Origin of the sequence: Fibrobacter sp. UBA7003, assembly GCA_002449765.1 — a bacterium.
Taxonomy (GTDB): Bacteria; Fibrobacterota; Fibrobacteria; order Fibrobacterales; family Fibrobacteraceae; genus Fibrobacter.
Genome location: DJXN01000012.1, coordinates 105,752 through 120,102, shown reverse-complemented (window position 1 = coordinate 120,102; position 14,351 = coordinate 105,752). Strand labels below are relative to the sequence as shown.

Annotated in this window: 17 protein-coding genes; 11 read left to right on the top strand and 6 right to left on the bottom strand. The window is 55.9% G+C overall.

Annotation, left to right across the window (positions count from 1 at the left end):
* Positions 1-124: 124 nt before the first annotated feature.
* The 3 genes from B2952_RS08735 to B2952_RS08725 all read right to left on the bottom strand — a co-directional run bounded on the left by B2952_RS08735 (position 125) and on the right by B2952_RS08725 (position 994).
* Complete coding sequence (locus tag B2952_RS08735; RefSeq protein WP_290729092.1) at positions 125-331, bottom strand: TM2 domain-containing protein; 207 nt, start codon at positions 329-331, stop codon at positions 125-127.
* A 107-nt stretch (positions 332-438) separates the two neighbouring features.
* On the bottom strand, positions 439-717 hold the full coding sequence (locus B2952_RS08730) for a hypothetical protein (protein ID WP_290728927.1): 279 nt from the start codon (positions 715-717) through the stop codon (positions 439-441).
* Positions 698-994 carry a hypothetical protein gene (locus tag B2952_RS08725; RefSeq protein WP_290728925.1) on the bottom strand — a complete coding sequence of 99 codons (297 nt, stop codon included), beginning with the start codon at positions 992-994 and terminating at the stop codon, positions 698-700. The genes B2952_RS08730 and B2952_RS08725 overlap by 20 nt, the downstream gene beginning before the upstream one ends.
* Before the next feature lie 436 nt (positions 995-1,430).
* Here B2952_RS08725 and B2952_RS08720 point away from each other — a divergent pair, with 436 nt between their 5' ends.
* From B2952_RS08720 to B2952_RS08690, 7 genes are all read left to right on the top strand, one after another.
* Positions 1,431-2,075, top strand: coding sequence for an ABC transporter permease (locus B2952_RS08720; protein ID WP_290728923.1), 645 nt, complete (start codon positions 1,431-1,433; stop codon positions 2,073-2,075).
* Positions 2,076-2,091: 16 nt separating this feature from the next.
* Positions 2,092-2,631: an RBBP9/YdeN family alpha/beta hydrolase gene (locus tag B2952_RS08715; protein WP_290728921.1), complete on the top strand. Its 540-nt coding sequence runs from the start codon at positions 2,092-2,094 to the stop codon at positions 2,629-2,631.
* Between the two features lie 150 nt (positions 2,632-2,781).
* Positions 2,782-4,560: a type II secretion system protein GspD gene (locus tag B2952_RS08710; RefSeq protein ID WP_290728919.1), complete on the top strand. Its 1,779-nt coding sequence runs from the start codon at positions 2,782-2,784 to the stop codon at positions 4,558-4,560.
* Positions 4,560-5,600: a hypothetical protein gene (locus tag B2952_RS08705; protein ID WP_173381269.1), complete on the top strand. Its 1,041-nt coding sequence runs from the start codon at positions 4,560-4,562 to the stop codon at positions 5,598-5,600. The genes B2952_RS08710 and B2952_RS08705 overlap by 1 nt, the downstream gene beginning before the upstream one ends.
* The gene (locus tag B2952_RS08700) at positions 5,590-6,537 is read left to right on the top strand and encodes a hypothetical protein (RefSeq protein ID WP_290728917.1); all 948 of its coding nucleotides are present in this window, start codon (positions 5,590-5,592) and stop codon (positions 6,535-6,537) included. Before B2952_RS08705 ends, B2952_RS08700 begins: the two co-directional genes overlap by 11 nt.
* Entirely contained in the window at positions 6,534-6,884 is a 351-nt protein-coding gene (locus B2952_RS08695; protein ID WP_290728915.1) for a type II secretion system protein, read from the top strand. Before B2952_RS08700 ends, B2952_RS08695 begins: the two co-directional genes overlap by 4 nt.
* Complete coding sequence (locus B2952_RS08690) at positions 6,863-7,072, top strand: prepilin-type N-terminal cleavage/methylation domain-containing protein (RefSeq protein ID WP_290723088.1); 210 nt, start codon at positions 6,863-6,865, stop codon at positions 7,070-7,072. The genes B2952_RS08695 and B2952_RS08690 overlap by 22 nt, the downstream gene beginning before the upstream one ends.
* A gap of 4 nt (positions 7,073-7,076) precedes the next feature.
* Here the strand turns inward: B2952_RS08690 and B2952_RS08685 are convergent, their stop codons facing one another.
* Positions 7,077-8,627, bottom strand: coding sequence for a glycosyltransferase (locus B2952_RS08685; protein WP_173381265.1), 1,551 nt, complete (start codon positions 8,625-8,627; stop codon positions 7,077-7,079).
* A 185-nt stretch (positions 8,628-8,812) separates the two neighbouring features.
* Between B2952_RS08685 and B2952_RS08680 the strand changes: the two genes are divergently transcribed.
* The 4 genes from B2952_RS08680 (at position 8,813) to B2952_RS08665 (ending at position 12,304) form a co-directional block, all read left to right on the top strand.
* Positions 8,813-9,346 (top strand): sulfurtransferase TusA family protein, encoded by a 534-nt coding sequence (locus tag B2952_RS08680; RefSeq protein WP_290723083.1) that lies wholly within the window; start codon positions 8,813-8,815, stop codon positions 9,344-9,346.
* Positions 9,347-9,358: 12 nt separating this feature from the next.
* Positions 9,359-9,964: a hypothetical protein gene (locus B2952_RS08675; protein WP_173366136.1), complete on the top strand. Its 606-nt coding sequence runs from the start codon at positions 9,359-9,361 to the stop codon at positions 9,962-9,964.
* Positions 9,961-10,299, top strand: coding sequence for a hypothetical protein (locus B2952_RS08670; protein ID WP_173366135.1), 339 nt, complete (start codon positions 9,961-9,963; stop codon positions 10,297-10,299). Before B2952_RS08675 ends, B2952_RS08670 begins: the two co-directional genes overlap by 4 nt.
* Positions 10,300-10,396: 97 nt before the next feature.
* Entirely contained in the window at positions 10,397-12,304 is a 1,908-nt protein-coding gene (locus B2952_RS08665) for a SulP family inorganic anion transporter (RefSeq protein ID WP_290734399.1), read from the top strand.
* A gap of 321 nt (positions 12,305-12,625) precedes the next feature.
* Here B2952_RS08665 and B2952_RS08660 read toward each other — a convergent pair whose 3' ends face one another.
* Both B2952_RS08660 and sufC read right to left on the bottom strand, forming a co-directional pair.
* Positions 12,626-13,603, bottom strand: coding sequence for a SufB/SufD family protein (locus B2952_RS08660; RefSeq protein ID WP_290734401.1), 978 nt, complete (start codon positions 13,601-13,603; stop codon positions 12,626-12,628).
* Positions 13,603-14,349 (bottom strand): Fe-S cluster assembly ATPase SufC, encoded by a 747-nt coding sequence (gene sufC, locus B2952_RS08655; protein ID WP_290723075.1) that lies wholly within the window; start codon positions 14,347-14,349, stop codon positions 13,603-13,605. Before sufC ends, B2952_RS08660 begins: the two co-directional genes overlap by 1 nt.
* Positions 14,350-14,351: the final 2 nt, after the last annotated feature.

Below are 14,351 nucleotides of genomic sequence, written 5' to 3'. Positions count from 1 at the left end.
GTTAAAATCACTGCACAAATGGGCAGTTGATGGGGGGGTAAGCGTGTTGCGCGTTCTTGGCTTCATAATAAAAATATAAGAAACGAGGATAATCTTGTCAACTTGCCGGAGTTCCCTGCGTTACTTAATCATAATAATACTCATTCCCGTCCGAGTCATAATAGCGAGGCTTATTGAGAATGATTATCAGGTCGACCACCCAACCTATTCCGAACAAGCCAAGTGTAAACATCCACAGTAATGCTGTCCAAAATTTATCTTCGTAAAATCTGTGAATCCCTAGAAAACCTAGAAACAAGCATAGAAAGAATGCTTTTGTTCTGGAGTATATGGATACGTGAATTTATCCATAGAATACCCCTAATGAAATGACGTTTCCTTTCTAATATACTCTTTTCTATTGCATTCTGCAGTACAAGACGTCTATATAAGAATCATTTAAAACGCCTCGTTTATTGTGACGCCGCCGTTTAGATAGCGATGTACAAGGCTGTTGATGAGCGTCTGGTAGCTTGTTCCGAGACGGGCCGCCTTTGCCTTCATGCCTTCGATGTCGGCATCCTTCATCCGGATGGTGATGTTGTGGGCCGATCCTCGGATTTCTGCTTTGATTGCTTCAAGTTCTTCTTTGGGTACAGGCCTTGTGTCACCGCGTTCAATTGCCTCCATGAGAATACGTTCTTCTTCGTCCATCGGGTCAAATTCTGAGTTCGCCATTTTCGTACCTCCGCTGATAAAGGTGGCTTTTGAATGCCGTCTTGAGGAAATATGTTCCGTCAGGTTCCTTGACGAATGGAGCACAATGGGCGTAACCGTTTACAAGTACAATAAACATTTTTTGCCCAGGATGTCCGTCTTGGTTTACGACATCGTCCATGTCAAAACGCTCGGCAAGTATTTCTTGCCTGACATCTTCCATGATGACGCCATGCTTTTCGAACACTTTTTTGGCTTTTTCTTCGTCAAACCTTACTTTTATATCTATAATATACATATTTTATAATCAAAAGTCAATATGTTTTGACAGAAAATTTTGTTTTTTTTTGGCAAATTTTCCTGTTGGCTGTTTGCGGGATGTCGCCAATGCTCCCCGTATGACGTAATATAGATTTTTAAGGTGTCAAATTATGACATCTGTAAAAGTTGTTGACTTCGGCGGCACTTCGCACGCTCGCACAATCACTTCGTTCCAGTGTTCGCTTAGCGGAGCGCGCGCCTTCGTCAATCAATGACGATGGCTCCAGCAAACAAGCGTTTGTTGCTTTTTGTTGCAGGTTGTGAGATGAGCGGCGGGAAGAAGCCCTTGTGACTGTTAGTCCCTGCGGTCTTCCTTTGAAATGTTCTTGCCAATTTCGCAAGCGAAAACAAATGTTTTTGGCGCACGTTAGCCCGCTCTTTGCACGAATAATTGTATTTTTAGTCGCGAAATTATGCTCCTTGTCTTTAGACACGAAATCCGCCTGATTTTTAGGGACCCGCGTTTTTGGGTTCCCTTCATCATCCCGCCGGTGATTCTCGCGGCGAGCCAGGCGATTGCGGTTTCGCGTTACGGCGGGCAGATTATGCAGGGCATGGAAGGCTACATGATGCTCCTGCTCGGTTGCCTCATGGCCCCGATGGGTTCGCCCCTTGCGGGTGATTCTTTCGCGGGTGAACGCGAGCGCAATTCGCTCGAACTCCTGCAGCTTTCTCCGATTGCTCCGGCAAAGCTTTTCTGGGGCAAGCTCCTGGCAATCCTCCCGTTCCCGGTGCTGTTTGCTATCTTGGCGCAGGTGGCCTACTGGTTGGCGCATCCCGAGATTCCATCGACTGCGGCGATTGCCTCGATTCTCGGGGCCGTCTCTGCTGTGCTTCTCACGACATCGTTCTCGCTGGTGCTTTCCCTCCGCGTAAAGACGGTCCGCGCGGCAACGCAGTTCTCGCTGTTCGTCGTGGTGCCGCTTCTCTTGCTGGTGCAGGTTTTCCACGAGACGTTCCTGGTCGGGCTTTTCATTCCCGCGGTTACGTTGCTTGTAAGTCTGGCCCTCAGCGTACTCACTGCTATCCTAAGCATGCGCAAGTTCGTGAGCATGTAATTCAACAAGGTTCTTGATGCATTATCTGATTGTTCCCGGTTACAGCAATTCTGGCCCCACTCACTGGCAGACTTATTGGGCGAACAACATGCCCGATGCAAGCCGCGTTGAACAGTATGACTGGGAACACCCGCACAAGGCTGAGTGGGTCGATACGCTCGACAGGACGGTGGCCGCACTCGAGTCCGATACGGTTCTCGTTTCGCACAGTCTGGGGGTTGCGACGACGGTCCTCTGGCTGATGAAGAAGGCGACGGAAGGTGCCGTTCCGGCAAAAGTCAAGGGCGTGTTCCTTGTCGCTCCGGCCGATATCGACGTGATTGATATTGTCGAGGATTTCGCGCCGATGCCCCTGGAAAAGTTGCCCGTGCCCTCGTGCGTTGTCGCAAGCCAGAACGACGAGTACGTGACCATCGAGCGTGCGCGTCAGTTTGCGGATTCCTGGGGTTCCCTGTTTTTCGACGTGGGGCGCAAGGGCCATATCAATGCGCTTTCGAACCTCGGCGAATGGGAAGAAGGCCGTGCCCTTTTAAGGGAATTTGAAAAAAATCTGTAGGGACTTGTTTTTCCGGTTCTTATTTTGTAGATTAGGCTAAACCCGTTTTCGGGTTTTGTCGGCTGTCGAGTGACGCCCTTTTATTATAGTGTTAAAATCTAGGGGACGATTGTGCCTCGCAAAAATGCGGAGGAAAGTCGCGGATGCTTTATGCCCGCGGTAGCTTGCCTCGTTATTATTTTACTTCTTTGCCTGGGGCGCGCGTGGTGCGCTGAGCGCGACGTGCCCGACAAGGTTTCGCTTGATTTCGTGGATGCGAGCCTGCAGGATGTCGCCCGCTCGGTGTCGCTTGCCTACGGGGTGCCCGTGCTTGTGGACGTCGGTGCGGAGGCGCGTGTCACGTTCCACCTCGATGGCGTCGGGCTGCTGGAGGGGCTCACGTCGTTGTGTTCTACCCTCGGGCTGGAACTCATTCGCGACGGAACGGTCTTCCATATCCGCAAACGGCTGGAACGTGGCGAGAATTTTTTCCGGGTCGCGGATTCGCTCGTGTCGCTCGACGTGCGGGAGCGCGACGTTCGCGAGTTTATTCGGGATTTTTCCGCGAATACGGGACTGAACGTGGTGGCTTCGCCCGATGTCGCGGGTCCCGTGAGCGGCCGGCTGGAATCCGTACCGCCCGGGATTGCGCTCCGGGTGCTGCTCGAATCGCACGGTTTCCGCGTGAGGCGCGATGCGGACTGCTTCCGTGTGGAACGCGCACGCAATTCGCCCGCGGGTGTTGCGGGTGGCTCGGGCCCGAATGGCGCGGGTGCGAACGGCGCTTCGCCCGCGGGCGCAAATTCCGTGCCGGATATCGTTCAGGACGACTCGCTCTATACGGTAGAACTGGACGGCACCCCGCTGGACGTGTTCCTCAAGGAACTTTCGCGGGTATCGAACCTCAATCTGGTGCTGTACGGAGACGTGCGCGAGAGCTTGCAGATGCGTTTTGAACGCGAACCGCTTGCGAATCTCCTGCAGTCGCTCTTTCGCGGGAGCCGCTACACCTATGCACTCGATTCGAATACTTTGTTTGTAACAGAACGCGGGGCGAAAAACGTGCTTTCGCGTACGGAACTTTACCCGCTGAAGGCAACGACGCCGGAGGCCCTCGTGCCGCAACTTTCCAAGTTGTTGCCGGGTTCGGGGCTTGTCGTGTCGGAGGTGAAGGAACAGAATGCTCTAATGCTTCGCGGGTCTCCTTCCGAAATCGCGGATGCAACCGCAATTCTCGAGAAACTAGACAGGGCTGCCATGCAGGTGACCATCTCGTGCGTAATCGTGGAGCTCAAGCGCGGGCGCAATTTCGAAATCGGGCTTCACAGCGGTTCTACGCGCAAGACGGGCGAGAACGACCTGGGCGTGCGCGGGTTCTGGGACTTTATGGGGAAGGACGTTTCCGCTTCGGGCGCGTTCGGGAAAATCGGGATTCTGCCGGCGCGTTTCGAGATGGAACTTTCCGCGATGGAAGAGAACAACAGGGCCGAGGTTCTTGCGCGCCCGCGGCTCACGACGCTCAACGGGAACAAGGCGGAACTCAACGTGACGAACACGGTCTATTACCTGGTGAGTCAGGTATCCGCCGACGGCTACCCGATTACGGATTACCGCAGTTTCAATGACGGAATCTCGCTTGAAATCACGCCGACGGTCACGCAGGGCGGGAGCATCACGCTGAACATTTCGCCCGAAATCAAGACGGCGGGGCGCTCGAGCGGCGATGGCCCGCGCGATATCAGCACGCGAAACCTGAAGACGACCGTCACCTTGAAAAACGGCGAGACACTTTGCCTGGGCGGCCTCGTACGGAAGGGCAAGTCGGAGGTGCGCACGGCGGTGCCGTTCCTCGGTAGCATCCCGCTTATCGGCAGGCTTTTCAGTTACGTGAGCGAGGTCGAAGACGAGAGCGAACTGGCCATATTCATCACGCCCGAGGTGAATTTCTGATGCTGGAACGTGTTGCTTTTGTTGGAGCCCGCCTGTGGACTTGGGAACTTGTGACGAATTTTGATTCGGACGTGTCCCATGAAAAATTGCTGCAATGGCTCCGTGAAGATTTTCCGGAAACGCTTAGGGACCGCAATCCTGTTTGCAGGGAGATGGTGGGCTTCAACAGTTCGGGCGGGCGTCGGCACCGGTTCCTGGTGGCGCTTCCCGAAAAAGACGTAGAATGTCTCAGGCGGCATTTTGACCGGGTGCTCCCGCAGACGGCGATGCTTTACGGTGCTGCCGATGCGCTGATGCGGACAAACGATGGCTTCGGGAACTTGCGCTATGCGGTGCTTGCGGAATCGACGCTTTACATCCTTGTCTTTTTTGAGGGGCGGCTGTGCCATTGGACGGAGGAAGTGGCGCACGACAATGCGACTGCGGAGGAACGCCTTGAACGTTTTGACGAGTTCCTGATGCGTGATGACCTGTTCTCGCGGGCGGAATCGTGGCGGAAGGTCTTTGTGGAATCAAGGGAATTTTCGGATTCGCAGAGAAAGGCGCTTCTCAAGGCGGCATCCAGGGACCCGTTCTGGAAGGATTACGACCTGGACTTGTTCGATGGAATCAAGCCTCGGGCGAAATGGCGTCTCGCCTTTGCGGCGACATTCGCTGTTGCTCTCTTTTTTTCCTTTGTTTGGCGCGGGAGCGGAGAGAATGTTGCAAAAGTCGACATGGCGGCCCCGTCCTTGTCGGTCGCCCCGGAAATCACCGTCGTTGATCATCCGATGGGTATGTCAAGGGGCAAGGATGGCGTCCGGGTTATGAAGGTGGATTCTCCGGAAGCGTCGTTCCCGGATTCGCCCGCATGCCTTGTGCTGTTCAAGATTCGTGGAATTGTCGGCGGCAGGCTTGTCCGGGTCGAGATGGAAGATGGACGAATGGCTTGGTTTCGGACGGGTGATTCTCTTGGAAATTTCCGGGTGGAATCCATCGGCGGTTCTAAGGTGTCGCTTGCCTGCGGCGGCCGTATCGTGGAGGTGGAAAATGGGATGTAGGGGTTTCGTCTTGCCGTTCGTGTTGATTATTTTGCTTTCGCTGGGAATCCTCTTCCAGGGACTGCTGCATGCCTCGGGAAATCTGCGCCGCTACGCGGACAGGGTCGCACGGGAGGCGGGTGGCATCTATGCGGCAGAGTCGGCGATTGTCGCTTTTCTTCACGGCTTGCCGCATGGGGAAGTGGCCATAGAATCCGAAGAGGGAACCTTGTGGGGAAGGGTGTGCGCTCCGGTTCCGGGCGATTCGTTGCTGGAGCCATCGAAAGTTTGTGCCCTGTACGGGTCGAAGTTCGCGAGGTTCCGTTTCGAGGACTGGATGCTGGTTGTCCAGAACTTGCGCCGTGGGGTGCGCGAAGGGATTGCAGGCGACTTGCGCCTGCGGCATTTGTCGGGGAACCGGCGCTTCTTTACGCTCGATTCTTCGGCCGCGTTCCGGATACAGGACGGGGACCTTTATTTGGACCTGGATGGACGAGTCCGGAGCGCCTCCTTCGACGTGGACGGGAATGTAGCGGTAAAGGGGAGCGCGACGTTCGATACGCTCCGCATATTTGCGCGCGGCAATGTCGAACTCGGGGGGCGAGTCTCGGTCGCCTACCTCGAACTTGTGAGCGATGCGTTTGTGGAAGTTAAGTCTGAATTCAGCTTTTCCGGCGGGCTCTACGGCCGCGATGGGCTCCGCATCGCGGGCCGTGCGCACGGGATATTCCCGTGCGTCGCGGTGTCGCTCGGGTCGGGCGACAGCCGCGCCGAGCTCGCCGGTCACGCCCTCTTCGAGGGCGTGATTGCATCCCCCGGAGGTAGCGTCGATATCGAAGACAAAAAAAATCTTTTGGGTGCGTCGTATCCGGGGCCGGTGACGGATTCGTCTTTTGCGTTGTTGCCGGTCGTGCTCGATGGTGACCGTATGGTGTTCCGCCGGAGGTTTGAACCATGAACCGGACATGCGGATTCACCCTGATGGAAATCCTTGTCGCCTTTGCCGTGCTTGCGTCGGGGCTTGCCGCCATTTCATTTTTCCCGGCCGCTTTCGCCCGGATGTCGGCTCGAGAAAAGTCCCGGGCAGATGCTGTGGTAGAGGCTATATCCTACTTGGAACGACGAATCTCCGCTCCGGAGCGTTGCTCCGACATCTTGTTTGCATGCCCTGCCCCTGCATGCGGTGGCGGGTTTAGCGTCTTGCAATCGTGGACGCTCGGCATGGGCGGATTCCAGTGGGTGGAAGTTCGCGCGGAACCCTACGTTTTCAGGAGGTTGCTGCGGTGCACCGTGGATTTACGTTGATGGAACTGATGGTGGCTCTCGCTCTTGCCGGAGTCCTGGTCTCGCTTTCGCTCGGGGCTTACGGAAAAGGGCTTCGCGACTACGCCTACGCGCTTTCTTCGCATTCGTTGATGTTCGATGCGAAAGTCCGAGAAATGCAAAAAAGCATCCGCGAACTTCGCGGATGCCCTGATGCAAATCGTTTGTAGCGGATTACGATTCCTGCTCTTCGACGTTGCCGTGTTCCTTGCGGGCCTTGTGCACTTCGATGATGTTGCCGATAAAGTGCATAAAGCTCAGGACGCCCACGGAGAGGAAGCCCACCGCATAGAGGGCGAGGAACGGTCCGATAATGAACTTCTGTGCGCCGATGTATTCCAGAAGACCGAAGATGCAGTAGACGCCCACGGCAAGTTCGAGGACGGCCATCCAGGGGAACTTCTGTGCGTAGTGGCTCTTCGCCTTCTTCTTGGACCCGCCGCTCTTCGGGGTGCGGACAAAGCTGCCCTTCACGCCGGTCACGGCACCGAACACGGCACGCGTGTTGTTCACGGCGATGCCCACGCCAAGCGCCATCAAGATGGGGAGGCTCAGCATGCGGATTTTCCAGCCGGTGTAGCCCGAGCAGCGCTGTGCAACGAAGTAAAGGACGGAAGGAGCGATAGCGGCGAGGAAAATGAAACTGAAGCCGATGGTGTAGGCCCAGCTGGGCAAGTGCGCGACCGGTTCGAAGAACGCGAGAAGCGGCCAGGCGCAGAGGGCGGTAAACAGCATGCAGGGGTGAATGGAGTAGTGCGTGGTGTGCAGGAACGCGCCAATCTTAATGCGGAGCGGAACCTTCGCCTTCCACACGCGCGGCAGAATCTTGATGGCCGTCTGGATGGAACCGCGGGCCCAGCGGAACTGCTGTGCCTTGTAGGCGTTGATGTCGTTCGGGAGTTCTGCCGGCACAATCACGTCGAACACGAACTTCATCTTCCAACCGGCGAGCTGGCTGCGGTAGGAGAGGTCCATGTCTTCGGTCAGGGTGTCGCCTTCCCAGCCGCCACCGTCGTAAATAGCCTGCTTGCGCCACACGCCTGCGGTACCGTTGAAGTTCATGAACAGCTTGCCCCAGCTACGGGCGGACTGCTCGATAACGAAGTGGCCGTCGATACCGATGGACTGGGCGAGCGTAAGGCCCGATTCCGTGCGGTTCAGGTGGCCCCAGCGGCCCTGAACGAGGCCGATCTGGTCGTCCATCACCAGGTAGGGGATGGTCTTGAGGAGGAAGTCCTTCTCCGGAACGAAGTCCGCGTCGAAAATCGCGAGGAATTCGCCCTTCGCGACGGCCATGGCTTCCTTGAGGGCGCCGGCCTTGAATTCCTTGCGGTTCGTGCGGTGGATAAGCTTGATATCGTAACCCTTCGCGGCAAGTTCGGCCACCTTCTTCTTCGCCACTTCGTAGCATTCGTCGGTGGAGTCGTCCAGAACCTGGATTTCGTGCTTGTCCTTGGGGTAGTCAATGGCGCAGACAGCGTCGAGCAGACGTTCCACGCAGTTCGCCTCGTTAAAGACGGGGAGCTGGGTCGTGACCTGCGGGAGGTCGTTGATGGAGTGCTCGCGGTAGAACTTGAGAATCTTTTTGCGGTCGGTGAGTCGCGTGGTTCGGCTGTTTTTGAGGAACAAGTAGATGCTGTAATAACAGCTAAAGCCGTAAATCACCAAACCCACACCGGCGATGACATATACTACGAACATTGCGTAGAGGAGAAATGTATTCATCGTATCAAAAACCTTTGCATTTGTGATGCTTGGCGCCAAATATAGAAATTGAACCAAAACTTTGCTATGTTCTAGGTCGATTTTTATGTTAAAAAAGTTGGTAGGATAGGCTTTTTTGAAAAAAAATCATTTTTGTGTATTTTTCTGAGAAAAAAACAGATTTTTATGATAAAAGGAATGAAACGATGGAAGAACGGCAACAGGCAGATGCTCGGGCGGTAGTCCGCTGGATGGAGGCGAACCGCGGTTCGGCTGGGTTTGCGGAGGCGCTTTCGAGGCTTGTTTCCTTTGCTTGTGCGGAGTGGCTCCGCCGGGGATTGGGGGTGCCCGTTCCGCCTGCGGAGGCCCTTTCCCGTGTCGCCCTTGCGCGCCTTCCCGACGTCCCGGTCAACCGCTGGCTAGAGTCCCCGGAAGAACATCAGGCTGAAATTGCCGATTTTTGCGCAAAATCGAAGTCCGGACCTCTGCCGGAAGCCCTGCAGGGGGATTTGCCTGGCGAACTCGACCTGCGGGGGGTGAAGTGCCCCCTGAATGCGGCTCGGTCAAGGCTCGTGATGGCCGGTTTTCCGCCGGGAAGGGAACTTTCGATACTCCTTGACGAGGGTTCCCCGATCGAAAATGTACCGGGAGCGCTGGTTGCAGACGGCTGCCGCATCGTTTCCCGCGAAAAAAATGCGGATTTTTGGAAAATTTCGGTGGTCAAACCCGCCGATAAGTAGTAGATTATAATCGTGGAAAACAGGATCCTCATCATAGGTGACGAATTGCTCGGCGAACAGGGCGAAGTGGCGACCCGCTGTGCCGAGATGCTCCTTTGCAGGGCGCCCAACCGCCCCATGCAGTTTTCCATCAATTCCCCGATTCCGCTCCTGCTTCCGCAGCTCCTGTCGCGTGCGGCGTCCGATATCATCGGCAAGAAGGCGGGGCGCATCGTGCTCGGCCTCGGGCTTCACGACTTGACGAGGGGGGAACACGGCAACGGGGCGAAAACGGCCGAAAACTATGGGAACCTGGTCCGTGAACTTGTTAGTAAGACCCAGTCCGACATCTTTGTCGAGACCATTCCGTGCGACCTGCTCCCGGATGCTTCCGACCAGATTGAGGTCATTAACGAGGCCATCCGAGGCTTCGAAAGCGAGTTCCCGGGACGCGTCAAGGTCCTCGATTTCGCCAGCCACGCGCAATTTTTCAAGGAAAAACAGGTGGAACGCGGCAAGTTTGCCCGGAGCCTCTATTCGGACGAGGCGAAACCCACTTCTTTGTGCATCACGTTGCATTCCCTTTTCCTGCAAGATTGTATATTGAAAGAGATTAAAGAAAACAAGGAGATGATATGAGCCTATTAGATGACGCATTTGCAAGGAAGATTGCCGCCCAGAAACGTGCCTGGGAAATGACCCATGACCAGGACAAAAAGGAACACGTGCGCCGTGAGCCTGCTGCTCCCAAGATGGGTATCTGCGACAAGTGCCACCGCGAGGCACTGGTGAGGCCGTTCCGCTCCCGCCAGGCCGACAAGATGGACGGCGCTGCAAGCTACGGGACCGTCATCAAGCACTTCTGCGAGGAATGCGCCCCGAAGTCTAGGGCCCAGAAGGACGCCGAGGTTCCGCAGCTTTCCAAGAAGCAGGTGAAGAACCTGATGCGGTCTGCCAAGAAGGGCCTGTTGTAGCCTTCGCAAAGGTCTTCCATTATTTTTTCTTTTTACCCTTAACGGGTATTGTAAAGTTTTCTAAATTTGGCGCCGTTCTTCAATCTCGGAGTGCCAGATGACCAATATCCACGCCAAGGAATCCTTCAAGAATTTCCTATCGGGCGTTAAAGCGACCATTACCCCTGAATCTGTCCGGGTACTGCGTCGAGGCTACACCAAGAAAAACTTCGTGAGCGACCTCATGTCGGGCCTCATCGTGGGCATTCTCGCGCTTCCGCTCGCCATCGCGTTCGCCATCGCCTCGGGCGTGGGTCCCGAACAGGGCCTCTACACGGCGATTATCGCGGGTTTTGCGATTTCTTTGCTGGGCGGTTCCCGCTTCCAGATTGGCGGCCCTACCGGTGCATTCATTGTTATTGTCTACGGCATCGTCTCCCAGTACGGCTACGACGGCCTTGCTTCCGCGACGCTCCTTGCGGGTATTCTGCTCATCATTTTCGGCATTGCGAAGCTCGGCGCCATCATCAAGTTCATCCCTTACCCGGTGACGGTCGGCTTTACGGCGGGTATCGCCATCATCATCGCGCTCGGCCAGGTCCCGAATTTCTTCGGACTCCGCTTTTTGGTGAAGGATCCGGCCGATGCGGTTGGAAAAATCAAGCTTTACGCGACTTCTTTCGACACTATTAATATATATGCTGTCATCGTGGGCCTTGTGGCGCTTGCCGTATGCATCTTGTGGCCGAAAATTACCACGAAGGTTCCCGGTTCCCTGATTGCGATTATCGTTGCGACCGTGATGGTGAAGGTCTTGGGCTGGGACGACCCGATTACGGGCCACGGCGTGGTGACCATCGGCATGAAAAACCATATCCCGACCGGTTTCCCGATGCCGCACCTGCCCAACATCAGCCTCGAGATGATGCAGAAGGTGTTCCAGCCGGCTTTGACGATTGCCATCCTTGGTGCCATCGAATCCCTGCTTTCTGCGGTCGTGGCCGACGGCATGACCTCTACCAAGCACCGTTCCAACACCGAACTCTTTGGCCAGGGCGTGGCGAATATCCTTTCCCCGATTTTTGGCGGTATCCCGGCGACGGGTGCCATTGCCCGTACGGCGACCAACATCCGTAACGGCGCAGTGAGTCCGGTTTCGGGCCTTGTGCATGCGGTGGTGCTTCTGCTCATTATGCTCGTGCTCGGCAAGTATGCCGAAATGATCCCGATGGCGGCGCTTGCTGCAGTGCTTTTTCAGGTGGCGTTCAATATGTGCGGCTACCGGAGCTTCATCAAGATGTTCAAGGCCCCGAAGAGCGACGTCATCGTGATGCTCGTGGCCTTCTTCCTCACGGTGATTATTGACCTCACGGTGGCTATCGAAGTCGGTGTGCTGCTGGCCGCGGTGCTCTTCATCAAGCGCATGAGCGATGTTTCCGAGATGGAGACGGTGACCGAAGCCCTCAAGGAAGACGACGAGGAGGCCGCCCACAACGAGCTCAGCCGCCAGGTGCCGAAGGGCGTGGTTGTGTACGAGCTTGCCGGTTCGCTGTTCTTCGGTGCGGTCGACAAGTTCAAGGACACGATGGCGCGCATTTCCGACAAGCCGAAAATCCTTATCTTGCGCATGCGCAGCGTTTCAAGCATCGATGCCGCCGGTATCCAGATGATTGAAGACTTGCTGAATCGTTGCAACCGCGAAGGGACGCAACTCCTGCTCAGTGGCGTGCATGCTCAGCCCGTGGTGGCGCTCACCCGTGCCGGCGTCTTGAAACAGCTTGGCGAAGAGAATGCCCTTGGCAATATCGACGCCGCGCTCAACCGTGCGCGTGAACTCCTGGGGCTCCCCGTGGTGGATACATCGCACGAAGTCCAGCCCGCGCCTACGGTTTCTTGGGAAAAGAGCCTCGACAAGCCCTGGATGCCCGAGGAATCTAACGCCGCGGTTGCCGAGGAAACGCCCGAAGTCATCGCCGAAAAGATGATGGACGAACCCATCAAGATTATCGAGAACGAGAAGGAGTAGCGAAAAATTGGGAACCTGGTTCCCGCTTGTCAAGGACCGTTCGTATTTCGCGTGACGCAAATCGCAGTGTGATTTCCATTACTTTGAAGTTGGAATATTCTATTCTATATTGTGACCGTAACCAAAAAGGGATAACGGATGATGACACGAATCTTCAAAGACCTCGCCTCCACAACGTTCCTCGCCAACTTCATGCTCGCCTTCATGGGCGTGACACTCTACCTTTTGCAGACACTTTCGTAACTCCTCCTAAAATCTATCCTACCAAAGGAACGTCCCCCATGCACGGGGGCGTTTCTTTTTTTTTGCGGTAGGCGGGTCTTAGGCGAGGACCTGTAGCAGGCGCTTCTTGCCTACGGAATCGGGGAGCGGGTAGAACGTTTCCTTTGCAAAACTTGACATGAGCATCCGTTTGGCGGTCTCCTGCGGGATTCCGCGGCTCACGAGGTAGAACATCTGTTCTGCATCGAGTTCGCCCACGGTATTGCCGTGCGTGCATTCCACATCATCGTGGTAAATCTTGAGCACGGGCTTTACGGAGACGGAGCTGTCTCCCGAGAGGAGGATGGTGTTCACGAGTTGGCTTGATAGAGCCTTGGTGCAGTTGGCACCGACGATGACGCTGCCGTCGTAGCTCGCGCGGGAACTGCCGTCGAGCAGGTTCCTGGAAAGCTGCGTACTCGTTGTCTCGGGGGCGTTGTGGTAGATATGCAGCCTGTGGTGGCTTTCTGCCGTGCCGCCGAGCATGTTGAGCGTGCGGCATTCGAACTTTGCGCCTGGGGCGTTCAGGAAGTCGTCGATACTCACGCGGCTAATGCCGTTCCCGCGCTCGATGGAGGCAAAACGCACCTGGGAACCTGCCGCCTGCGTGATGTGGAAGTGCCTGAAGGCGAGCGGGAGGTCGTTTGCGGGGTTCGCGAAGAAGATTTCGACGTCGGCGCCTTCGCCCACGTTCACGTCGAAGCGTTCGGCGCATATGGGATGCAGGACCTTGTTGTCGAGAATCTCGATGCTTGCCTTCGCGTTCTTGCCGATGTTGAGTACCGTGCGCCCGAAGTCGTTGTTGCATTTGAGCATCGCGATTTCCTCGGCGTTGTCGGCGATGCTTTGGACCATCGTGCGGGCGTTGCTTGCGATGGGCAGGAGGGCTGCAAAATCCATTTCGTCCGAAAAGTCCTCTTCGCAGGCGCATGCGTCGGGGAATTCCGGCGCTGGAATCTTTGAAACGGGGAAGAATGTCCAAAGTTCGTCGTTACGGCGGGGCATCCCCAGTTGCTTGATGCGGGCAATGGCGTCCATCACTTCTCCTCGATCCAGTCGTAGCCTTGTTCTTCGAGCTTGAGGGCGAGTTCCGGGCCTCCGGAGAGGATAATCTTTCCGTGGCGGAGCACGTGCACGTAGGTGGGCTTGATGTAGTCCAGCAGGCGCTGGTAATGGGTGACGAGGATGACGGCCTTTTCCGGCGCCATGATGTGGTTGATTCCGTTAGCCACGATGCGGAGCGCGTCGATGTCGAGGCCGGAATCCGTCTCGTCGAGGAAGCTTACCTTCGGGTCGAGAATCGCCATCTGCAGGATTTCGTTCCTCTTCTTCTCGCCGCCGCTCATGCCGTCGTTCACGCCGCGTTCGCGGTAGCGCTCGTCCATTTCGAGGAGGGCCATCTTCTCTTCGCAAAGATTCTTGAAGTCGTCGTCACTCATTTCGGGCATGCCCAGGTAGGCGCGCTTGCTGTTGAGCGCCATCTTCAAGAAATCCACGTTGTTCACGCCCGGGATTTCGGTCGGATACTGCGTGCTGATGAAGAGCCCGGAATTGGCGCGTTCGCTGATTTCCATTTCGAGCAGGTTCTTGCCGTCGAGTTCCACGGAACCGTCGTCCACCTTGTATGCGGGGTGGCCCATGATGACTTTCGAAAGCGTACTCTTGCCCGAGCCGTTGGGGCCCATGATGGCATGGACTTCGCCGGGTCTTACCTCGAGGTCGATTCCCTTGAGGATTTGCGTTCCGTCTTCGATGCTTGCTTTCAGGTTCTTGATAGATAACATGG

Coding starts and splice junctions, on each gene's coding strand:
- B2952_RS08730 (WP_290728927.1), bottom strand. CDS start 717: ATGGCGAACTCAGAATTTGACCCGATGGACGAAGAAGAACGTATTCTC.
- B2952_RS08725 (WP_290728925.1), bottom strand. CDS start 994: ATGTATATTATAGATATAAAAGTAAGGTTTGACGAAGAAAAAGCCAAA.
- B2952_RS08720 (WP_290728923.1), top strand. CDS start 1,431: ATGCTCCTTGTCTTTAGACACGAAATCCGCCTGATTTTTAGGGACCCG.
- B2952_RS08715 (WP_290728921.1), top strand. CDS start 2,092: ATGCATTATCTGATTGTTCCCGGTTACAGCAATTCTGGCCCCACTCAC.
- B2952_RS08710 (WP_290728919.1), top strand. CDS start 2,782: ATGCCCGCGGTAGCTTGCCTCGTTATTATTTTACTTCTTTGCCTGGGG.
- B2952_RS08705 (WP_173381269.1), top strand. CDS start 4,560: ATGCTGGAACGTGTTGCTTTTGTTGGAGCCCGCCTGTGGACTTGGGAA.
- B2952_RS08700 (WP_290728917.1), top strand. CDS start 5,590: ATGGGATGTAGGGGTTTCGTCTTGCCGTTCGTGTTGATTATTTTGCTT.
- B2952_RS08695 (WP_290728915.1), top strand. CDS start 6,534: ATGAACCGGACATGCGGATTCACCCTGATGGAAATCCTTGTCGCCTTT.
- B2952_RS08685 (WP_173381265.1), bottom strand. CDS start 8,627: ATGAATACATTTCTCCTCTACGCAATGTTCGTAGTATATGTCATCGCC.
- B2952_RS08680 (WP_290723083.1), top strand. CDS start 8,813: ATGGAAGAACGGCAACAGGCAGATGCTCGGGCGGTAGTCCGCTGGATG.
- B2952_RS08670 (WP_173366135.1), top strand. CDS start 9,961: ATGAGCCTATTAGATGACGCATTTGCAAGGAAGATTGCCGCCCAGAAA.
- B2952_RS08665 (WP_290734399.1), top strand. CDS start 10,397: ATGACCAATATCCACGCCAAGGAATCCTTCAAGAATTTCCTATCGGGC.
- B2952_RS08660 (WP_290734401.1), bottom strand. CDS start 13,603: ATGGACGCCATTGCCCGCATCAAGCAACTGGGGATGCCCCGCCGTAAC.
- sufC (WP_290723075.1), bottom strand. CDS start 14,349: ATGTTATCTATCAAGAACCTGAAAGCAAGCATCGAAGACGGAACGCAA.